The sequence below is a fragment of the Falsibacillus pallidus genome, from assembly GCF_050990905.1.
Classification (GTDB): domain Bacteria; phylum Bacillota; class Bacilli; order Bacillales; family DSM-25281; genus Falsibacillus; species Falsibacillus pallidus_A.
Genome location: NZ_CP158866.1, coordinates 3,107,638 through 3,127,050 on the forward strand (window position 1 = coordinate 3,107,638; position 19,413 = coordinate 3,127,050).

24 protein-coding genes are annotated in these 19,413 nt (G+C 43.9%); 12 read left to right on the top strand and 12 right to left on the bottom strand.

Annotated elements, in window-relative coordinates:
- Positions 1–21: 21 nt before the first annotated feature.
- On the top strand, positions 22–1,878 hold the full coding sequence (locus ABTV07_RS16335) for a transglycosylase domain-containing protein (protein WP_433744079.1): 1,857 nt from the start codon (positions 22–24) through the stop codon (positions 1,876–1,878).
- Positions 1,879–2,019: 141 nt separating this feature from the next.
- Here ABTV07_RS16335 and ABTV07_RS16340 read toward each other — a convergent pair whose 3' ends face one another.
- Both ABTV07_RS16340 and ABTV07_RS16345 read right to left on the bottom strand, forming a co-directional pair.
- Entirely contained in the window at positions 2,020–2,577 is a 558-nt protein-coding gene (locus tag ABTV07_RS16340) for a DUF5366 family protein (protein ID WP_433744082.1), read from the bottom strand.
- Positions 2,578–2,663: 86 nt separating this feature from the next.
- Positions 2,664–2,900: a hypothetical protein gene (locus ABTV07_RS16345; RefSeq protein WP_433744084.1), complete on the bottom strand. Its 237-nt coding sequence runs from the start codon at positions 2,898–2,900 to the stop codon at positions 2,664–2,666.
- A gap of 292 nt (positions 2,901–3,192) precedes the next feature.
- Here ABTV07_RS16345 and ABTV07_RS16350 point away from each other — a divergent pair, with 292 nt between their 5' ends.
- From ABTV07_RS16350 to mnhG, 7 genes are read left to right on the top strand one after another with little or no spacing between them, the layout of a single operon-like run.
- The gene (locus ABTV07_RS16350) at positions 3,193–5,613 is read left to right on the top strand and encodes a Na+/H+ antiporter subunit A (protein WP_433744086.1); all 2,421 of its coding nucleotides are present in this window, start codon (positions 3,193–3,195) and stop codon (positions 5,611–5,613) included.
- On the top strand, positions 5,600–6,022 hold the full coding sequence (locus ABTV07_RS16355) for a Na(+)/H(+) antiporter subunit B (protein WP_433744089.1): 423 nt from the start codon (positions 5,600–5,602) through the stop codon (positions 6,020–6,022). The genes ABTV07_RS16350 and ABTV07_RS16355 overlap by 14 nt, the downstream gene beginning before the upstream one ends.
- Entirely contained in the window at positions 6,022–6,363 is a 342-nt protein-coding gene (locus ABTV07_RS16360; protein WP_114747260.1) for a Na(+)/H(+) antiporter subunit C, read from the top strand. The genes ABTV07_RS16355 and ABTV07_RS16360 overlap by 1 nt, the downstream gene beginning before the upstream one ends.
- The gene (locus ABTV07_RS16365; RefSeq protein ID WP_433744093.1) at positions 6,356–7,837 is read left to right on the top strand and encodes a Na+/H+ antiporter subunit D; all 1,482 of its coding nucleotides are present in this window, start codon (positions 6,356–6,358) and stop codon (positions 7,835–7,837) included. The genes ABTV07_RS16360 and ABTV07_RS16365 overlap by 8 nt, the downstream gene beginning before the upstream one ends.
- Before the next feature lie 4 nt (positions 7,838–7,841).
- A complete protein-coding gene (locus ABTV07_RS16370; RefSeq protein ID WP_433744096.1) occupies positions 7,842–8,318 on the top strand; it encodes a Na+/H+ antiporter subunit E in 477 nt (158 codons plus the stop codon).
- Positions 8,319–8,326: 8 nt separating this feature from the next.
- Positions 8,327–8,602 (top strand): Na(+)/H(+) antiporter subunit F1, encoded by a 276-nt coding sequence (locus tag ABTV07_RS16375; RefSeq protein WP_433751309.1) that lies wholly within the window; start codon positions 8,327–8,329, stop codon positions 8,600–8,602.
- Positions 8,586–8,960 carry a monovalent cation/H(+) antiporter subunit G gene (gene mnhG, locus ABTV07_RS16380; protein WP_433744099.1) on the top strand — a complete coding sequence of 125 codons (375 nt, stop codon included), beginning with the start codon at positions 8,586–8,588 and terminating at the stop codon, positions 8,958–8,960. The genes ABTV07_RS16375 and mnhG overlap by 17 nt, the downstream gene beginning before the upstream one ends.
- 37 nt (positions 8,961–8,997) lie before the next feature.
- Here the strand turns inward: mnhG and ABTV07_RS16385 are convergent, their stop codons facing one another.
- On the bottom strand, positions 8,998–9,363 hold the full coding sequence (locus ABTV07_RS16385) for a DUF2188 domain-containing protein (protein ID WP_433744102.1): 366 nt from the start codon (positions 9,361–9,363) through the stop codon (positions 8,998–9,000).
- A gap of 74 nt (positions 9,364–9,437) precedes the next feature.
- Positions 9,438–9,821, bottom strand: coding sequence for a hotdog fold thioesterase (locus tag ABTV07_RS16390; RefSeq protein ID WP_433744104.1), 384 nt, complete (start codon positions 9,819–9,821; stop codon positions 9,438–9,440).
- 132 nt (positions 9,822–9,953) lie between these two features.
- On the opposite strand from ABTV07_RS16390, the gene ABTV07_RS16395 reads away from it, so the two are divergent.
- Both ABTV07_RS16395 and ABTV07_RS16400 read left to right on the top strand, forming a co-directional pair.
- Positions 9,954–10,532, top strand: a complete 579-nt coding sequence (locus ABTV07_RS16395; protein WP_433744107.1) for a hypothetical protein — start codon at positions 9,954–9,956, stop codon at positions 10,530–10,532.
- A gap of 67 nt (positions 10,533–10,599) precedes the next feature.
- Entirely contained in the window at positions 10,600–10,992 is a 393-nt protein-coding gene (locus ABTV07_RS16400; protein WP_433744109.1) for a hypothetical protein, read from the top strand.
- Positions 10,993–11,540: 548 nt separating this feature from the next.
- Here ABTV07_RS16400 and ABTV07_RS16405 read toward each other — a convergent pair.
- From ABTV07_RS16405 to ABTV07_RS16420, 4 genes are all read right to left on the bottom strand, one after another.
- Positions 11,541–11,816 (bottom strand): spore coat protein, encoded by a 276-nt coding sequence (locus ABTV07_RS16405; RefSeq protein WP_433744111.1) that lies wholly within the window; start codon positions 11,814–11,816, stop codon positions 11,541–11,543.
- Positions 11,817–11,958: 142 nt separating this feature from the next.
- Positions 11,959–12,558: a sulfite oxidase-like oxidoreductase gene (locus ABTV07_RS16410; RefSeq protein WP_433744114.1), complete on the bottom strand. Its 600-nt coding sequence runs from the start codon at positions 12,556–12,558 to the stop codon at positions 11,959–11,961.
- A gap of 118 nt (positions 12,559–12,676) precedes the next feature.
- A complete protein-coding gene (locus tag ABTV07_RS16415) occupies positions 12,677–13,996 on the bottom strand; it encodes a Na+/H+ antiporter family protein (RefSeq protein ID WP_433744117.1) in 1,320 nt (439 codons plus the stop codon).
- 190 nt (positions 13,997–14,186) lie between these two features.
- The gene (locus ABTV07_RS16420) at positions 14,187–15,689 is read right to left on the bottom strand and encodes a leucyl aminopeptidase (RefSeq protein WP_433744120.1); all 1,503 of its coding nucleotides are present in this window, start codon (positions 15,687–15,689) and stop codon (positions 14,187–14,189) included.
- Between the two features lie 205 nt (positions 15,690–15,894).
- Here ABTV07_RS16420 and ABTV07_RS16425 point away from each other — a divergent pair, with 205 nt between their 5' ends.
- Positions 15,895–16,374 (top strand): divergent PAP2 family protein, encoded by a 480-nt coding sequence (locus ABTV07_RS16425; protein WP_433744123.1) that lies wholly within the window; start codon positions 15,895–15,897, stop codon positions 16,372–16,374.
- A 4-nt stretch (positions 16,375–16,378) separates the two neighbouring features.
- Positions 16,379–17,188: a cobalamin-binding protein gene (locus ABTV07_RS16430; RefSeq protein WP_433744126.1), complete on the top strand. Its 810-nt coding sequence runs from the start codon at positions 16,379–16,381 to the stop codon at positions 17,186–17,188.
- Between the two features lie 31 nt (positions 17,189–17,219).
- Here ABTV07_RS16430 and ABTV07_RS16435 read toward each other — a convergent pair whose 3' ends face one another.
- The 4 genes from ABTV07_RS16435 to ABTV07_RS16450 form a co-directional block, all read right to left on the bottom strand.
- Positions 17,220–17,936, bottom strand: coding sequence for a 3D domain-containing protein (locus ABTV07_RS16435; RefSeq protein WP_433744129.1), 717 nt, complete (start codon positions 17,934–17,936; stop codon positions 17,220–17,222).
- A 146-nt stretch (positions 17,937–18,082) separates the two neighbouring features.
- Positions 18,083–18,400 (bottom strand): YuiB family protein, encoded by a 318-nt coding sequence (locus tag ABTV07_RS16440; RefSeq protein WP_245948486.1) that lies wholly within the window; start codon positions 18,398–18,400, stop codon positions 18,083–18,085.
- 183 nt (positions 18,401–18,583) lie between these two features.
- Positions 18,584–18,709: a YuiA family protein gene (locus tag ABTV07_RS16445; protein WP_433751311.1), complete on the bottom strand. Its 126-nt coding sequence runs from the start codon at positions 18,707–18,709 to the stop codon at positions 18,584–18,586.
- 167 nt (positions 18,710–18,876) lie between these two features.
- The gene (locus ABTV07_RS16450; RefSeq protein WP_433744133.1) at positions 18,877–19,362 is read right to left on the bottom strand and encodes an NUDIX domain-containing protein; all 486 of its coding nucleotides are present in this window, start codon (positions 19,360–19,362) and stop codon (positions 18,877–18,879) included.
- Between the last annotated feature and the right edge of the window lie 51 nt (positions 19,363–19,413).

Sequence of the window (19,413 nt, forward strand, 5' to 3'; positions counted from 1 at the left end):
TAAAGGCGGGAAAACCATAAAGTGCGGACGTTTACAGGCATTTCAGCCATATCCATCATGTTCATATTATTTGCTGTCATTCTCTCCGGCTTAATTCGCGACGCCGGGGATGCACAGCGTTTTAATACCCTTTTAGATAAAAAAATAAATGTATCTGACACTCGCTTGCCAGAAGCGAGTGTTTTTCTTGATAAAAATGGGAATATCTTTGCAGAGGAACAGCATCCCTTTCGGATTTCCCTTTCAAGTAAAGAAATCCCTGCTTTTATCCAGGAGCTCTTCATCACCTCAGAGGATCGGGACTTTTACAGCCATAATGGATTTGACATGAGCGCAATTGCCCGTGCATTTATGGAGAATGCAAAGTCAGACGGCGTTGAACAAGGCGGTAGCACCATCACACAGCAGCTGGCACGCAATCTATTCTTGAACAACCAAAAAAACTATAAGCGTAAAGCCTCAGAACTTCTGATAGCCTACGAGCTGGAGAACACTTTTACAAAAGATCAGATCCTCGAAAAATACTTAAATGCTATATATTTTCAACACAATGTGTATGGAGTCGAGGCGGCGGCAGAATTTTATTTTTCAAAACCGCTCTCCAAACTGTCCAAGGGAGAAATGGCATTTATTGCAGCTATCCCGAATAATCCGTCAAAATATGATCCTTTCATCCATTTTAAAGACACCAAAAAGAGGCAGGAACGCCTGCTGGATCTTTTAGCCGCAAACAATAAACTGACGGTTCAGGAATCCAAGAGCATAAAACAGGAAAGAATCACACTGGTCCCATATAAGAAACGGAATCAATATCCGGATTATGCAAGTTTGGCGAAAAAAGAGCTGAGGGATTTGATTGCTGCCGAAGAAGGCTACAGCCAAAAACTGCAATCTGCCAATTCATCTATCAGGAAAAAAGCAGAAGAGGCTTTGAATGCACGTATGAAGGCCGTATTGCAATCAGGCGTTGTCATCCACACCAATCTGGATCCCGACATCCAAGCAGCCGCCTCCACAGCTGTCAATCAGCAGCTTAACGGCCAGCCTGAAGAAGGTGCAGAAGTCGTCATCCATTATAAAGAGCACCGTATTGCGGGCGTCGTCGGGGGAAGGAATTATAAAGAAGGTTCGTTTAACCGCGCATATCAAGCATTCCGGCAGCCGGGTTCTGCCATCAAGCCGCTGCTTGACTATGGACCTTATATCGAGACTTTCCATGCAGCTGTTTCAGATAAAGTATCCGGTGCTCCATTTTGTGAAAACAACTACTGCCCTTCCAACTACAGTGGTTCATTTTATGGAGACGTCTCCTTAAAGACTGCTTTTACGTTTTCTTATAATACACCGGCTATAAGGCTACTAAGTAAAACAGGCATTCAAAGAGCCTTCTCATACTTGGCTCCTTTCCAATTCGAACAGCTGCAGCCTGAAGATCAAAGGCTTCCGGCAGCAATCGGGGGATTCACCTACGGAATGACTCCTCTCGAATTGACCAATGCGTATTCTGCTTTTGTAAACAACGGCTACTATCAGCCCGCGAGAGCCATTTCAAAAGTAACAGACCGCAGCGGAAAAATTATATATCAATGGCATGATAAACCAGTAAAAGTCTGGTCTAAGTCCACAGCTGAAAAAATCAAGGAACTCATGGCTTCTGTAGTAGAGAATGGAACCGGCCGGAAAGCATCCATTCCAGCAGCATACATCGGGGGAAAAACCGGCACAACAAATGACTATAAAGATTTTTGGTTCATCGGCATCAAAGATGACTGGCTCGCAGGCGTGTGGGTTGGCAGGGATCGGCCATCAAGCATGCAATCCATAGAATCATCCGTGCCGCATTTAAAAATCTGGAAGAAAACAATAATGGGCAGATAGGAGATATGGAAGGGGTTTTTGATTGATTGAGAGTGAATCCGCGAGACTCCGGCGGAAAAACGGGCCGGCAAGACCCCACAGCGAAGCGAGGAGGCTTGCAGGTTCGTCCGCGGAAAGCGAGTGGATTGACTCTCAAAATCCTCATATAGGAAGACTGGCCAGCAGCCCTTGATATAGCTTGAAGCCTGAATATACCACCACAAGTAAAAACAACGCCCATGACAACACTTCATATAAAATGATGCCAACCATCCCCATTACAGACAAGCCAGCACTCACTTTGTATAAATAGAAAACAAAATACCCAAATGCGGTGATTAGAAAAACAATCACCAGCACCCATACAGAAAAGGCACAAAAAATCGATAAAGTGCCGCCGATAAAGAAAATGAGGCTTCCGGAGCGCACTTTTTTCAAACTTTCACCCTCGACATCTTTTGAAAAAAACAATAAGGCCAATTCATGAATAGTTTGTGCAATAAGCTTCAAGGCAGAAAGCAGCATGAATATAAATAGAGCAATCATCACGAGGAGTGAAACTTTTATTTCCCCTGTACTCATGATTTCGCGCATGCCTTTATATAATCCAACCCATTTAAAGAAGGAGATAATTTGTCCTTCACCATAGATTGAAAAGGATAAGCTGAATAAAAGGATTGATAATAGCGGCATATAGCCGGTTAAGTAAGTATTTTTCACTTCAGTAGACCCCTCATTGTCGGTTTGCCTTTTTATTGTATCTCTTTCTATTAAGCGTGCAAATGACAATTTTGGCATCTATATTGTTAATCGTTTGTGATGGACTCGATTCTTATATATTCCCTCGGCTTGAATGGCTTCCGCGTTCTATGATTCTTTTTTTCAGCTTTGATTGTTTCGGCATTTGCCCGATCGGCCCCCTCCAGCAAGGAAACGGACTCGTCTCCGGGACTATATACTCGCTTTTGCTTCGAATGGATTTCCCACGCTCCTCCAAAAAGGAGGGCAAATAGCAGGATTGCCATTGTCCATTTTTTCTTCATTTTTATCACCGCCTGCTATTTATTCTTTCAGCAGTGAAAAAATATATTCAAAAAAATACTCCTTATTTTGACACTTCTCTACATATTTAATACGAAATCCCGCAACTTGGATAAATCAACCTTTCACGCATGCATACTGTTTTTTTTTACGTTATAATTCAGATAACATCGGTTTGCAGGAGTTTAAATGGAAGAATGGTTTTCGGAAAAGAGGAGAACATTTATTATATATTTCCAATTTGTAGAAAACACATATTTTGACAAATATTTTATTCATTAAGGGGGGATTTTTTTGTCACTGCTGCATTTAGCCATTTTTCTGCCTTTTGTCATGGCAGTCTTTGTGCCATTTCTATATAAAGGTTTTCGTAAAATTCATACAGGGTGGTTTGTCCTAGTCGTTCCAGCCCTTTTGTTCGGCTATTTCCTGCACTTTATCCCAACGATACGGGAAAATGAAATAATCAAGCGGACAATCCATTGGATTCCTTCACTCAAGATCGATTTTACTGCTTATTTGGATGGACTAAGCCTCCTATTTGCCCTTTTAATTACAGGGATCGGCACATTGGTCGTATTCTACTCCATTTTTTATCTTTCAAAAAAACGGGAGCAACTACATAACTTTTATGTTTATCTGCTTATTTTCATGGGCGCAATGCTTGGGGTGGTCCTTTCTGACAATCTCATCAGCCTATATACTTTTTGGGAATTCACCTCACTTTCCTCTTTTCTCTTAATCGGCTATTGGTACCAAAGAGAGGGATCACGCTACGGTGCCCAAAAGTCCATGCTGATTACCGTATTCGGTGGATTATCCATGCTTGGGGGAATCTTTCTTCTCTATAATATGGCTGGAACCTTCAGCATCCGTGAACTGATCACACATAAAGAGATGATCATGGCTTCTCCGCTGTTCATCCCTTCCATGCTGCTGATTCTGCTCGGGGCATTTACAAAGTCTGCTCAATTCCCATTTTACATCTGGCTTCCAGATGCCATGGAGGCACCAACGCCAGTCAGTGCATACCTCCATTCGGCAACAATGGTAAAAGCGGGCATCTACCTTGTCGCACGCATGAGCCCGGTTTTTGCGGAAAGTCCTGTATGGCTTTGGATCATTGGGAGCTTCGGGATCTTCACCATGTTCTGGGCTTCATTCAATGCGATTAAACAAACAGATTTAAAAGGGATCCTTGCCTTTTCGACAGTCAGCCAGCTGGGTCTGATTATGTCCTTGCTCGGAGTCGGGGCAGCTGCACTGCATTATAAGGACATGGATGAGAATATTTTTATCGTGGCGACAGCTGCTGCTGTATTCCATTTAATCAACCATGCAACATTTAAAGGAGCTCTCTTCATGGTCGCCGGCATTATCGACCACGAAACAGGTACCAGGGATATTCGGAAACTCGGCGGCCTGATGGGCTTAATGCCGATCACTTTCACCATCGCCTTGATTGGATCATTTTCAATGGCAGGATTGCCGCCATTCAATGGCTTTCTCAGTAAGGAAATGTTCTTTACCGGTATGGTCCGGGTGACGGAATTGGACCTTTTCAGCCTAGATACTTGGGGCTTGCTTTTCCCGATTATCGCTTGGGTGGGAAGCATCTTTACCTTTCTTTACAGCATCATGCTATTTTTCCGCACCTTCACAGGGAAGCTTCAAATGGACAAGCTGGAACGCAAACCGCATGAAGCACCTGCAGGAATGCTCGCACCTCCCATTATTCTGGCAGCTTTGATGATCATATTCGGCTTTTTCCCGAACATCCTTACCTATAACATCATTGAACCTGCTGTCGGAGCGATTCTTCCGGATCTGTTGGAGCCCGGTGAACATTTTGTCGGCCATATCTCGTTTTGGCATGGTCCTGGAATTGAACTATACATGACCATTGGAGTCATCGCTTTAGGGGTCATTCTTTATTTGACGCTCTCAAAATGGTCAAAAATCTATTCCTGGTTTTCTGACAAGCTGACATTCAATCATTTATATGATCAAATCATCAAATGGTTGGAATCAGGGTCAAAATCGATCACTAAAGGATATATGACCGGATTTATCCGTTCGTATCTGGTTTACATCTTCCTATTCTTCATCGCTATTTCCGGTGTGACGCTTTTCACGAAGGATGCATTCAAGATCGATGTTTCGAATACTGCGCCAATCGGTGTATACGAAGTTGTCCTGGCACTTATCATTGTCATCGGATCGGCAACCATCCTGTTGGCGAAATCAAGGCTGACCTCCATCATCGCGCTCGGTGCTGTAGGGTATACCGTATCCTTGTTTTTCGTTATTTTCAGGGCGCCGGACCTTGCATTGACACAGCTTGTCATTGAAACTGTTTCGGTCGCTTTGTTCCTTCTGGCCTTCTATCACTTGCCGCCATTGAACAAACACGAAAAAGGGATCGGGTTCAAGCTTGGGAATGCCTTGATTTCCATCGGGGTAGGCCTGATCGTGACGCTGGTTGCCATTTTGGCTCACAGCAATAAATTGTTTGATTCAATCGCTAAGTATTATATTGAAAACACCCATGACAAGGCTGGCGGGGAAAATATGGTCAACGTCATTCTTGTTGACTTCCGTGGATTTGATACGATGTTTGAAATCTGCGTCCTCGGAATTGCCGCGTTAGGCATCTTTGGAATGATCAGGCTTCGATTAAGCAGCGAAGGAGGGAAAACAAATGAAAAAAAATGATGTTATCTTACAGACAGTGACTAACGTTGTCGTTTTCATGATTTTTCTATTTTCCCTTCAGGTATTCTTTTCAGGGCACTATCATCCCGGCGGTGGGTTCATCGGAGGTTTGATGACATCGGGTGCCATTGTACTCCTCCTGCTGGCGTATGATATCAAGACGGTTTCAAAGATCATTCCGATCGACTATAAGTTGTTAATCGGCATCGGACTATTCTTTGCCGTTGGGACAGGTGCGGGATCCCTGCTTTTCAATGTCCCGTTTTTGACACATGCATTCAGCCATTTCGATTTGCCGATTCTGGGAGAAACCTCCCTTCATACGGCAGTCCTGTTCGATACTGGCGTTTATCTCGTTGTCATTGGTGTCACAATGACCATTATTCAAACGATAGGAGAGGGTGAATAATGGAAATATTAATGGCTGTCATTATAGGAGTTTTATTTACCAGTGCGGTCTATCTCATGTTATCCAAAAGCTTGCTGCGAATCATCATCGGGACCGGTCTATTAAGCCATGGCGCCCATCTGCTGATTCTAACCATGGGCGGCTTGAAGAAAGGTTCCGTACCGATTTTGGGAGAGCATGCCAAGCATTACGTCGATCCCATCCCGCAGGCCTTGATCCTGACGGCGATCGTCATCAGCTTTGGAGTAACTTCATTCTTTTTAGTCCTGGCATATCGAGCCTATCAAGAATTGGGTACAGATAACATGGACCAAATGAGAGGAACAGAAGGCAATGACTAATTTATTGATTTTACCGATCATCATACCGCTGTTTACAGCGATTCTGCTGATCTTTCTAACTAAATATATCGTTTTGCAAAGATGGATTTCAGGCATTTCCATGCTTGGGACCATTACCGCTTCAATCATCTTGATTCATACGGTCCATACAGATGGCATACAGACATTGAACTTGGGAAGCTGGCCAGCACCATTTGGGATCACACTTGTATCGGACATGCTTTCAGCCCTGCTTGTGGCTACTTCAAGCATCATCGCATTCTGCTGCTTGATCTATTCCTTTAGGTCAATAGGGGAAGGCAGGGAAAAGTTCTATTATTATTCTGTTTTCCAATTTTTGATGGTGGGAATCAACGGGGCTTTTACGACAGGGGATATTTTCAATCTTTTCGTATTTTTCGAGGTCATGCTGATGTCTTCCTATGTCCTTATGGTCATCGGAGGGACGAAGATTCAATTGAGGGAATCCATTAAGTATATTCTGGTCAATGTCATTTCTTCAGCTTTATTCGTCATTACCGTTGCGTATCTTTATTCGGTAATCGGCAGCTTGAACATGGCTGACATTTCCAGAAAGATCTCCGAAATCAACCAGCCAGGGATCGTTACAGTCATCGCGATACTATTCTTGATCGTATTTGGCTTGAAAGGTGCGATTTTTCCACTTTATTTCTGGCTTCCTGGATCGTATTATGCACCTCCCGCTCCGATTATGGCATTATTCGGTGCTCTTTTGACTAAGGTGGGCGTCTATTCAATCTTAAGGACATACACCTTGTTCTTCTACCACGATACAGGGTATACCCACCAAATCCTTATGGTCCTGGCTATCTTGACGATCCTGGCCGGCATCATCGGCGCCATCGCCTATGAGGATATTAAAAAGATCATCATTTACAACATCATCATCGCTGTTGGTATCATTACATTCGGAATTTCCGTCATGACAGAAGAATCACTGACAGGCTCTGTGTTTTACCTCATCCACGATATGCTTTTAAAAGCTGCCATGTTTTTATTGATCGGCATCATCATTGCCATTACAGGGACAAGCAGACTTTCACAAATCAGTGGAATGATCAAGCGATATCCCCTTCTTGGATGGGTATTCTTCATTGCCTCCCTTTCATTGGCGGGAATTCCCCCTTTCAGCGGATTCGTAGGAAAACTTCTTCTGGTGAAAAGCGGGTTTGCAGCAGGACATTATATCGGGGCTGCTGTGGTCCTGATGTCGAGTCTCTTTGTACTTTATTCTGTCATGAAAATCTTCATCAATGGTTTTTGGGGAGTGCCGAAGGAGTTTCCTAACGAGGGCAAGGTTCCTGTTTATATGTTAGTAGCACCTGTTGGGCTTCTGGTCGCAATCGGGATTACCTACGGGATAGGGGCAGAATTCGTACACTCCTATATCTCGCAGGCTGCAGAAGTCCTAAAAAATCCAGCAATCTACATAGATGCTGTATTAAAGGAGTAATAGGATGGCATTTCAAATACTATTAAACTTTTTCCTTGCATTCTTATGGATGTTTCTCCAGAACTCGTTCAAAGGAAAAGATTTCTTTATCGGATATCTATTAGGACTGCTTATCATTTTCGGTCTGAGAAGGTTTTTCAAAAGCCGTTTTTACTTGCTGAGAGCAGCTGCAATCCTGAACCTTCTCTATATTTTCATCAAAGAGCTTCTTTTAGCCAATTGGGCGGTCTTTAAGGTGATCTTAAAGCCTAAATTGGACATGAAGCCTGGAATATTCGCTATGACGACCACTCTCGAAACAAAATGGGAAGTGACGGTGCTCGCCAATTTGATCACATTGACTCCCGGCACATTTGTGATTGACGTCTCAACTGATAATAAAATACTTTATATCCATGCCATGGATGTACCTGATGTGGAAGAAGCCATCGACGGCATCAGGAATTCGTTTGAAAAAGCGATTTTGGAGGTGAGCAAATAATGCTGGAAATGATCATGAAAATTTCGCTGATTTGCATATCTCTCGCCATGCTGGCATTGATTTATAGGGTCATTAAAGGGCCCACCATTCCTGACAAGGTCATCGCACTCGATGCAATTGGCATCAATCTCGTCGCTTTGATTGCACTCATTTCCATGCTCCTTAAAACGAGCGCCTTTTTGGAGGTCATCCTGCTCGTCGGGATTCTTGCTTTCATCGGAACCGTCGCATTCGCCAAATTCCTCGAGAAAGGGGAGATCATTGAACGTGACCGAAATCATTAATGTTTTTGCAGGCATCTTTATCGCAATCGGGGCTTTACTGAGCTTAGTTACGGCACTCGGCATCTTGCGCCTTCCTGATGTATATACGCGAAACCACGCAGCATCCAAGGGCTCCACACTGGGAGTCATGTCCCTGCTCCTTGGAGCATTCCTTTACTTTTATACATTAGATGGCATTTTCAATTCAAGGCTGATTCTTGCCATTGTTTTCATCTTTATCACATCACCGGTCGCCGGCCATTTGATTAGCCGTGCAGCCTATCATACTGGGGTACCCATGTGGGATAAAAGCGTCCTCGATGAACTGAAGGATAAAGAAAAGCATGAAAAAGAAGGCCTCAAAAGATCAAAAGAATAGACATATGAAAAGACTGGCCTATGATGGCCAGTCTTTCTTATGAATCATACAGGGTTGTTTCAACAGAACCGTCTTCTTTATGGATCACGAGTGAACCATCATGGTCATTAGCATATTTTTTTGCCTTATCCAATAGCTTGTTCTTCGTTTCCTCTACATAAATGGCACGTTGTCCATCCGCTTTTTTCAGCTGCCATCCATTGTCATGCGGCAATAGATGATATTCTTCTTCCTTCTGGCCGCCTTCCTCTGCCGATCTCGCTCGGTCAATCGCAATCGGAATGGCCCTCTCTTCTTCATACCCTTCGTCAAGAAGAGCATTGCCGATTTCAATGGCTTTGGATCTCGTATCATTCTGCAGATTTTTGAATGAATCCGGGTAATCATTTTTGGACCAGCTCATTTTAATGAATCTCTCCTTTAAAATAGTAGTCCTTCATTGTTTTCCCAGACATTATCCAATTAAACGCCAGTCCCTTATTTTTTTGGAACCACTGCCATCGTGCATCTGGACGTACAGATAAGCTTCTCTTTCTCGTCCACAATTTTTATTTCCCACACCATCGTACTTTTCCCTCTATGAACAGCTTCAGCAATGGCAGTGACAACACCATCTTTCTTTGCCCGGATGTGATTGGCGTTGATTTCAAGCCCGAAGCAAATTTCTTTTTCCAAATCAATCAGTTCAACCGCTCCAACACTTGCGACCGTTTCTGCCAATGCAACAGAAGCCCCTCCATGCAGATAGCCAAACGGCTGTCTCGTCCTTTCATCCACAGGCATGGTCGCAACGACCTTCCCTTTTCCGATCTCCACAAATTCCATCCCAAGCGTACCGATCAATGTATTTTCATATTTCATGATAATTGCCTCCTCCTCTAGTCTTCATTAGGGATAATTCAAGATTACCAAACAAGAATCCTTTTTTCCTGTCCAAATTCATTGCAACCCGGGAGCCTGCTTAAACGTCTAATCGAAAAAGGAGGCTTTGAAATGAAGAAATATATTGTATTCGTTTTTTTCTTGATTATAGCCTTTTCAAGCAGCACTCCTATTTATGCTTCTCCTGATCCTGGAAGCATACATGAAAGGAGGACAGACGCCAAAATACATATAAAGGGAGTGGTTGTGAAGGACACTTTGATTAAGAAAAATGATAATCCTCTATCACAGGAGCGGGTTGTGACCGTGAAAATTGAGCGTATCCTTCGAGTGGATCCTGCACTGGCCTGGCATGTAAATCAGGAAGTGGATATCCCCTATTCCTATATCCCTGGCTGGGGATACTATGATGGCGGTAAAAGCATCCAGGTGCGAGGTGGGGATAAGGTCGAATTATGGGCAAATATCGAAAAAGGCCAGCCAAGTTTAGTACTTGGAGGATATGGAATTGAAATTCTCAAGGCAGCAGGTCCAAGAATTGAGCATATAAAAGAACCCTTGGATTCAAAATGGAGACGTTGGCAGCACAGTGAAGGTTCCTTATCCGTGATTATTCTGATTAGCTTAGGGCTTGCGGTCATTTTTGTCTATGCATTGACATCAAAATTTGGACACCAGAAAAAAGCATAGTACAAATTAGGGCCTTCATATTTTATAAAGTATCAGAACCTGCACGTTAAGAAAGGGGACCACATCCATGAGGAGACGCTATTTATATCCTCCCTCTTACTACCCTTATAGAAGGCCGATTCCCCCTTTTGCAGCCAATTACTATCCTTCTTATATACGCGATTTCCCTCCAGCAAATCCCGAACTGTTCATGAGATCCGCCAAGCAAATGAAAATCCTATTGAAAGATGCCGAATTGCTGATGGGAAAAATCTCGGAATCCCGGGAATTTGCCGCAAAAATCATGGACATGGCACAGCAGTCCAAATCCGTAGAGGTTGGAAAAATCCTTCAAGGCTCAGGAATCAAGTCCAAACCCGTCATCAAATTCAACCCGGATGGACTAAGCCTCATCTTCCACAGCAAAGAAGCCAACGACCTGGACTGCTGCAACCTGCAAGTCGTGTTGAGATGGGGGTGACAGAAAAGCGGAACCGCCCTGTTTAGCCCCGACCAGCATAAGACGGAACTCGAAGGAAATCCTGATTTCCGTAGAGGTACGGCTTATGACTCGAGGGGCTGGGCGCTGGAGCTGGATCGAGAAAAGCGGAAGCGCCCTGAAAGCCCCGACCAGCATAAGACGGAACTCGAAGGAAATCCTGATTTCCGTAGAGGTACGGCTTATGACTCGAGGGGCTGGGCGCTGGAGCTGGATCGAGAAAAGCGGAAGCGGCTGGTCAGAGGTAAATTTTGCTCCGGATATTGAGGAAAGATCCATAAAATGGATAGTTGAGCGGTTAGAGCGAAAAGTTGCGAGATAAATCCCAAAAGTGCGCCGGTTAGCACCAAAAGTGCAGAGCAAATCACACAAAGTACGTCGGTTAACCCAAAAAGTTGAGAGCAAATCCCAAAAGCGCACCGGTTATTCCAAGAATCACCGAGCAAAATCAACAAATCCGCACTAGTATCATGTCAAAAAACTCAAAAAGGAGCCATGCACAAAGCACAGCTCCTTGTCTTTCGCCAATTTTAGTAATAATAAGGGTATGGGTATGCATAAGGGTATGGATAACCATAGCCGTAACCGTAGCCGTATCCTGGTGCAAGTAATGCACTTCCCAGCAATCCACCCGCGATGCCTCCTAGGAATGGTGCACCAAATCCCCAGCCTCCGAAGCCCCATGGCCTACCGAAACCAAATCCGGGTCTTCCAAAACCAAAGCCCGGTCTCCCAAATCCAAAACCAGGTCTGCCGAATCCAAAGCCTGGTCTTCCAATAAACGGTCTTCTCAAGTCTTCATGCATTGGGTATTCCTCCTTTTATATATACAGCTCAATGGCCTCTCTACTTTTTATGCAGGCTAAAGCTGATTTGCGTGGGCGATACCCTAGCAAAAAGAATCATACTAAAAAGAGAAAAAAGACTTATTAGGGACCTGTCATCCTATCAATCCCATGATAGCCGCTCTTCTTTCCATGGATTTCCGTAATTATGATATCCATTTTCCTCCCAAAAACCTGGCTTATCTACTTTGGAAAATTCGATGGCCCTCAGCCATTTTGCGCTCTTCCAAAAATAGAGATGCGGAACCACTGCTCTTAGTGGATATCCATGTTCAGGTGTAAGCGGATGCCCTCCATGTGAATGAGCCAATAAAGTGCTCTCTCGCATAAAATCATCCAAGGGGAGATTCGTTGACCATCCTTCTTCCGCATGGAGGATGACAAATTGGGCTTCGGGCTTCACTTTCACGATGTTTGCAATATCCGGAGCAGCAATTCCTTCCCACTCATTATCAAGCTTAGACCAGCCGGTTACACAATGAATATCATTGGATCCCTTTTTCTGGGGCAGCTTCATCAAATCATCGAAGGTAAAAAGAGCTTCATTCTCTACTTCTCCAAAAACTCTAAGGTCCCAATCCTTCAAGTCTTGTGGATAGTACGGAACATTGCCTGCATGAAGAACGGGGAAAGTAGTGGTAACATTTTGATTCGGCGGCACCCTGTCACCGTCAAATTTCTTTTTGACTTTGCCAAAATACATTCGCTCTCCTCCTGAACGGAAAACAGTTATTTCTATCATTGTACCCAAAAAAGGGACACGGGGACAGGCTCCTTGTCCCAGTAAATGGGACGAGGAACCTGTCCCCGTGTCCTAAATCTTATAAAATAATCGCTGCAATCCATCCGAAGATGATTAGCGGCAGGTTGTAGTGCAGGAATGTCGGGACGCATGTATCCCAGATATGGTTGTGCTGGCCGTCTGCATTCAGTCCTGATGTAGGACCTAATGTACTGTCAGATGCTGGTGAGCCTGCATCACCAAGGGCACCTGCTGTTCCGATGATGGCAATGGTCGCCATCGGACTGAATCCCAGCTGGACGCATAGTGGTACAAAGATGGTCGTGATGATTGGGATTGTAGAGAAGGAAGAACCGATTCCCATTGTCACCACAAGCCCGACAATCAACATCAATAGGGCCGCAAGCGATTTATTATCCCCGATTAAGGATTCTGCTTGCTTGACCAGGCTTTCTACATCCCCTGTGGCCTTAAGCACTTCTGCAAATCCTGAAGCGGCAATCATGACAAATCCTATGAATGCCATCATTTGCATACCTTCAGACAAAAGGGAATCCGCTTCATTCCATTTAACGGAACGAGTGATATAAAGCACAAGTATTCCAGCCATGGCACCGAATACCATGGAGTCAAACAATAATTGAATAACCAAGCCTGCAACGATGGCAAGAATGGCAAAGATGACGCCTTTCTTTGAATATGAAGTCCCTTCTGCCGCGTAGTCCTGATCAAACTCACTAGAGTAATCTCTTGGTTTCCTGTATGAAATGAAAATAGCAATCAGCAGCCCGACTACCATCCCTGCTGTCGGCAGAAGCATGGCAGTTGGGATGTCATTTACATGGATTTCAAGACCGCTGCTCTTCATATTCACAGCCACAATCTCATGGAAGATCTGCCCGAATCCTACAGGCAGCAGGATGTAAGGAGCAGTCAAACCGAATGTTAATACAGAAGCTATCAATCTTCTATCCAATTTCAATTCGTTCATGACTTTTAACAATGGTGGAATCAACAATGGAATAAAGGCGATATGAATCGGAATCAAGTTTTGGGAAAAACAGGCCATCAGCAATATAAAAAAGATGATAAGAGCTTTAGATAAATTCTTCTTTGTCCTGTCTTCCTTCTTCCCCACTACATTCAAAACAACATCCACCATTAGATTAGGCAGTCCGGTCTTGGAAATGGCGACCGCAAAACCACCTAGCAATGCGTAGCTCAACGCAACGCTGGCTCCGCCTCCCAATCCATCGGTAAACGCTTCTACTGTTTTTTCTATACTTAAGCCGCCTGTCAGACCGCCGATCAATGCGCCGGCCAATAAAGCAAACACTACATTGACGCGCAGAAGACTCAATATGAGCATGACAACGACAGCAATTACAACTGCATTCATAACCAGTAACTCCTTTCGAAATATCAATACGCTTTAGTTTGGTAAATTGGTAGAGTGATAAAATAACAAAGATAAAGTTAGCATAGTACATTTTTAGTGTCAAATAATTAATTTCTATGAAAACTTAAAATATTTTCAGAGACATAAAAAACCAGGGACTCCTAACGAAATCCCTGGTTGAATCATTTAATTATTTTATTGGTTCAAACCTCTCCACAAGCAGCGCCAGTGTGCGTGTCATTGCTCCTGTTGCTCCTGCTGGACCAAGGTCGTATCCCTTAGTCGTTGTAGCTGTTCCTGCAATGTCCAGATGGACCCATGGAGTGCCTTCTGCAAATTCACCTACGAATGCACCGCCCATGATCGCATGGCCGTCTCTGCCAGGAGAGTTATTCAAGTCGGCAATTTGGCTTCCACGCACTCTTTCGATGTCTTTTTTCGTATAAGGAAGGCGCCAGATGAATTCTCCTGCCTCATCAGAAGCTTCCAGTACCTGCTCGAATAGTTCTTCATGGTTCGTAAGGGCACCGGTCTTATCAAGCCCCAGAGCCACGATCACGCCGCCTGTCAACGTAGCTACATCGATCAAGTATTGTGCTCCATGATGTTTAGCATATGTCATAGCATCTGCCAGCGCAAGGCGCCCCTCTGCATCAGTATTCAGCACTTCAATCGTTTTGCCGCTCATTGATGTGATGACATCATCAGGTTTAAAGGCAGCACCGCTGATCATGTTGTCAGTGGAAGGAATGACAGCAACCACGTTCTGTTCCGGCTTCAGCTCTCCAATGACTTCCATTGCTCCAAGAACGGCAGCTGCTCCGCCCATATCCGATTTCATGCCGACGATTCCATCTTTCGGCTTGATGGAATAGCCGCCTGTATCGAAAGTGATTCCTTTTCCGACAAGGCCGATGACATCTTCCCAGTTTTCTTTTCCTTGATATTTCAGGACGATCATTTTTGGCGGCTCCACAGAACCCTGATTGACAGCGAGGAAGGCACCCATACCGAGTTTCTCCATTTCCTCTTTATCAAGGATGTCTGTTTCGAACCCATATTTTTCAGCCAATTGAATTGCATGATTAGCTAAATCTGTTGCAGTCAGCAAGTTACCCGGCGTATTCACAAGTGTTCTTGCAGAGTTCGTCCCTTTACCATATGCGTAGCCGACAGCAAGGGCTGCATCAATTTCCTCTTCTGCTGAAGCGGAAAGAACGGTAATGGATTCAATGCGCTTCTCAGGCTTATTGGATTTGCGCTTGTACCCTTCAAATTCATAGGTAGAAAGAGCAAAGCTTTCTGCAAGGGCGTGTGCTGCATCCTGTGCCTGAATTCCTTCAGCAAGGAACGTATCAAGCATAACAGATACATTGCTCTGTCCCTGGGACTTCAGTTCCTTGAATACACGTCCGAAAATTTCTTTAAGCAAATCAAAAGTCAGGTCTTTTTCTTTACCTGTCCCTGCAAAAACCAGTCTTTTGGCCTTCACTTTTCCGAATGTATGTATTTTAGCTGTGGACTTGGCTTTTGCTGATACATCACCTGATTTAACGAGCTCCGTTAATTCTCCACTAAAGGCTTCATCAAGCTCAGACAACAAGCCTTCAAATTTTTCAGGTTTATCTTTCAATCCGACAATCAATACTTCAGATTCTTGTTCAAAAGGATGGATATTCATTGTTTTAAACATCCCCGCTTCACCTCCTTCTTCATTATAAAAGAAATGCCCAAATATTTCGAACCTCTAAATTTATGAATACCATTAAGATTCCTTTGCCCTATGTTATAATCGATTCAATAAGTTAGAAATTTCTGCATAACCACCCAGTGTTTATGGGTATAGTTAATAAATCCGACTTTCTATTACTGTCTGCTTGAAAGGATGATCTCACTTCATGGATTTACTTACAAACTTTCCACTATGGGCTGCCATTGCCGGAATCTTTTTTGCTCAATTTGTTAAAGTTCCCATTCAATTCGTTGCAACCAGAAAGATCGACTGGTCGCTGCTTACCTCCACAGGCGGGATGCCAAGCTCTCACTCAGCTGCCGTAACAGGGCTTGCTACCGGTGTGGCAATTGAATCCGGTCTTGGTTCTCCTGTTTTTGCCGTATCGGCTGTATTTGCCATCATCGTAATGTTCGATGCAACCGGGGTCCGCCGACAAGCGGGGGAGCAGGCCATCGTGCTGAATAAGCTTGCCGCTGATTTCCAGAGGCTTGTGGACGAAGCGAAACTGTGGCAGAAAAAACCGGCGGAGCAAAGGCAGAAGGAATTAAAAGAGCTGCTTGGCCATAAACCAATCGAGGTTTTCTTCGGCGGCTTGACCGGAATTCTTTTAACTTTGATTCTATATTACTTTTTCATATGGTGATCTTATGAGATTGATTTCAATTTGCCCCAGCAATACAGAAATATTGGCTTACTTGGATTTGACGGGTCAACTGGTCGGAGTCGATGATTTTTCTGATTGGCCCTCTTCGATCAGCAGCCTCCCAAAGCTTGGTCCGGATCTGTCCATCAGGATGGATGATCTCGAAAAGTTGAATCCTGATTTAGTTTTAGCCTCATTGAGTGTACCCGGAATGGAAAAGAACATTGAAGAATTGAAGAAGAGGGAAATTCCCCATGTTGTGCTGGATCCGCAAAGCCTGTCTGATATCATCCGTGACATCCGGACGGTTGGAGACCTTTGTGGAGCAAGCGAAAGGGCCTCACAAGTCATTGAAGAGATGTCAGGGGTCATTCAGTCCTGCAAGGATATAAGCAGCACGTTGGAACAGAAGCCTTCGCTATACTGGGAGTGGTGGCCAAAGCCTGTCTTCACCCCTGGCAAGACGAATTGGCTGACTGAGTTAAGTGAACTGGCAGGAGCCGTGAATCTTTTCTCTGACGTGGAATTAGCGAGTGTACAGACCGATTGGGAAGATGTCCTGAAAAGAAACCCGGACTTCATCTGCTTGGCCTGGGTCGGCGTGCACAAGAAGAAAGTCAATCCTGCCATCGTCAAGAAACGCCCGGGATGGGAAAAGCTTCTTGCCGTTCAAGAAGATAAAATTGAAGTCTTGGAAGAAGCTTTATACTGCCGTCCCTCCCCCCGCCTTCTTGAGGGATTGATACATTTGGCTAAGCGCATCCATCCTGGCCAGTATAGCGGGATAGAACTCCCTTCTTCCATTCAAAAATAAAGCAGCAGGCTGAAGCCTGCTGCTTTTTATTTCATTGATTATTCACATTGACATATTGCTGCCTGAAAACTTGCATGGCCTTAGCTTCATTCAAGGCAGATAATTCTTTTTCCGTTATTTTGCCATCGCCTTTTTGAACGATATATACATCAAGGTTTTTCTTGCCCCAATGCGCATATACGTCCTGGACGGTTTCATAATATAGGTCGAGCTTATTCCCCTTTATGGCAGAACCGGTGTCAGCTACAACACCATATCCATAACCCGGGATAAACAAAATGGTTCCAATCGGAAAGACTCTCAGGTCGGCTGCGACAGTGGAATAGAGATCCCTCTTCACTTTTAATCCTGAATATGTAATTCCATAGCTTGGATTATCCGGATTTTTTCCTGTTGATTCGTATCCGGCTGTATATCCTGTTGCAGTGACAGTCAATTTAGGGTATTTGGACCAGTCGAATGCTTCTTCCAGATTTGGTGGATTTCCTTTCACCTCTGCACTAGAAGAAATTTGAGTTTCCCCCGCTGATAAAAAGTTGAGCTTTTTAAATGCCAACCCTAATGTTTTATAGCTGTTGCGCAAATAAGGACTAATGGTCTGAGATGAAATTCGGCTGTAATCATCAGCCACCCACTCCGTAACCATTTTCGCCTGCACACCGGAAACGGATTGAAATGTAGCAAAAAGAGCTGCCGTAAATAACAGCACCATGAATATCCTTTTTATTGCCGTATTAGTTCTTTTCATATATTTTTTCACTCCTCCCAAAATTATTCCTTTCCCATTCTGAGAGGATTTATTCATTTTTTAGGGAAAAACTGACTAAGCGGAGCACATCCAAACTTCAAATCCGCTTATTTTCTCATAAAAAAAACACCTTAATGAGGTGTTTGTTAGAACATTCTATAGCCTTTTTTCCTAAGGACAAGCATAGTGATCCCTGATACAATCGCTCCGGCAAAACCGCTTGATAAGATGAGGATATCTGCAGGTGCCAGGGAAACTATCTTCTCTCCCAGTTTCTCAAAAGAAGGGCCTGCATTTCGGAAATATTCGATGAACCGGACATCATCAATGATCAATATTGTAATGATTGGATAGAAAACAGACATGATCCAAGTCATTCTCAGCAGCATGTTCAATAAGAAACCGATTCCAAAAAATAATACGAAAAATAAGAGCATGGAAATTGGCAATGTCGCAATCGTCATGACGGTATGTACACCTCCTAAACACTAATGTTAAGTGTACTGAATGTTGCATTTACAGTCAATGACAATCGTTTGACGATTTTCCCTCTGCCGAAATAAAAAAATTCGCTGCCCCAAATTTTTCTAGAGCAGCGAATGTAGTTATAAATGAGTAGTATTTATGAAAGGGCATCTAACATCCCGTCAGAGGTTCTTTTTTCCTGTCCCTCCGCAGCATGGGCACGTTTCTGATCCGCCTAGAACCAATTGAAAATAACCTTTGCCAGAGCAATAGTCGCATTTTTTAACTTTGGAGTCGATCATTTTCATTTTCATTGAAGCTCATCTCCCTTGAATGTTTTGTCTTAATTTTCTGATAATATATCATTGTTCCATCCGATTTGCCAACCTTCAAAATGAGGGGAGATAAGCCAATGTAAACGGATACATAACTTGTTTCTTTTCATTTACTTCGTTTTTCATAAAATTTCAGAACATTACAAAAATAGTTTATATGCCGTATACCCGAACTGGTCGCCTGGGTTGATGCCATCTGTCAATGGTTTGACGTCCCTTGAAGCTTCCTTGGCCATTTTATGTAGAAGGACAGAGGCATTCGGATCTCCCAGCAGAGTCTCAGGATGCATCCACTGAACATCCATTAGTTCGTCGTGCTGGATCCTTATTGTTGTATGGTGAGGAGAAAGAGAAAACAGGAGCATATTGTCACTGATATCCCCTTTGATGACACCAGTGCGCAGGCCAATCAGCCCATTCAGATTTGTGTCTATCCCCGTTTCTTCCAATACTTCTCTTCTAACTGCCTCATCTGCTGTTTCGTCGTTTTTTACAAAGCCGGCTGGAAACGACCATTTCCCCTTAAGTCCACTGTACTTTTTCTTGACGACAAGCCATCTGCCTTGTGCATCAATCACCAGTCCTGAGACACCCAGCCATACATTCCCCCGTTTTGCATCACTCATTTATTTTAACCCTCCTTAAATATCAAAAAGGCAGAACAGCTGCTGCTGTCC

Bases quoted from the DNA above. Each gene is read 5' to 3' on its own strand.
- ABTV07_RS16385 (WP_433744102.1), bottom strand. From the start codon at position 9,363: ATGAGCTGGTCCAAAAATGATTACCCGGATTCATTCAAAAATCTGCAG.
- ABTV07_RS16370 (WP_433744096.1), top strand. From the start codon at position 7,842: ATGGCATTTCAAATACTATTAAACTTTTTCCTTGCATTCTTATGGATG.
- ABTV07_RS16430 (WP_433744126.1), top strand. From the start codon at position 16,379: ATGAGATTGATTTCAATTTGCCCCAGCAATACAGAAATATTGGCTTAC.
- ABTV07_RS16400 (WP_433744109.1), top strand. From the start codon at position 10,600: ATGAGGAGACGCTATTTATATCCTCCCTCTTACTACCCTTATAGAAGG.
- ABTV07_RS16365 (WP_433744093.1), top strand. From the start codon at position 6,356: ATGACTAATTTATTGATTTTACCGATCATCATACCGCTGTTTACAGCG.
- ABTV07_RS16375 (WP_433751309.1), top strand. From the start codon at position 8,327: ATGATCATGAAAATTTCGCTGATTTGCATATCTCTCGCCATGCTGGCA.
- ABTV07_RS16450 (WP_433744133.1), bottom strand. From the start codon at position 19,362: ATGAGTGATGCAAAACGGGGGAATGTATGGCTGGGTGTCTCAGGACTG.
- ABTV07_RS16440 (WP_245948486.1), bottom strand. From the start codon at position 18,400: ATGACGATTGCGACATTGCCAATTTCCATGCTCTTATTTTTCGTATTA.
- ABTV07_RS16395 (WP_433744107.1), top strand. From the start codon at position 9,954: ATGAAGAAATATATTGTATTCGTTTTTTTCTTGATTATAGCCTTTTCA.
- ABTV07_RS16445 (WP_433751311.1), bottom strand. From the start codon at position 18,709: ATGAAAATGATCGACTCCAAAGTTAAAAAATGCGACTATTGCTCTGGC.
- ABTV07_RS16405 (WP_433744111.1), bottom strand. From the start codon at position 11,816: ATGCATGAAGACTTGAGAAGACCGTTTATTGGAAGACCAGGCTTTGGA.
- ABTV07_RS16425 (WP_433744123.1), top strand. From the start codon at position 15,895: ATGGATTTACTTACAAACTTTCCACTATGGGCTGCCATTGCCGGAATC.
- ABTV07_RS16390 (WP_433744104.1), bottom strand. From the start codon at position 9,821: ATGAAATATGAAAATACATTGATCGGTACGCTTGGGATGGAATTTGTG.
- ABTV07_RS16345 (WP_433744084.1), bottom strand. From the start codon at position 2,900: ATGAAGAAAAAATGGACAATGGCAATCCTGCTATTTGCCCTCCTTTTT.
- ABTV07_RS16410 (WP_433744114.1), bottom strand. From the start codon at position 12,558: ATGTATTTTGGCAAAGTCAAAAAGAAATTTGACGGTGACAGGGTGCCG.
- ABTV07_RS16435 (WP_433744129.1), bottom strand. From the start codon at position 17,936: ATGAAAAGAACTAATACGGCAATAAAAAGGATATTCATGGTGCTGTTA.
- ABTV07_RS16360 (WP_114747260.1), top strand. From the start codon at position 6,022: ATGGAAATATTAATGGCTGTCATTATAGGAGTTTTATTTACCAGTGCG.
- ABTV07_RS16420 (WP_433744120.1), bottom strand. From the start codon at position 15,689: ATGTTTAAAACAATGAATATCCATCCTTTTGAACAAGAATCTGAAGTA.
- ABTV07_RS16355 (WP_433744089.1), top strand. From the start codon at position 5,600: ATGAAAAAAAATGATGTTATCTTACAGACAGTGACTAACGTTGTCGTT.
- ABTV07_RS16415 (WP_433744117.1), bottom strand. From the start codon at position 13,996: ATGAATGCAGTTGTAATTGCTGTCGTTGTCATGCTCATATTGAGTCTT.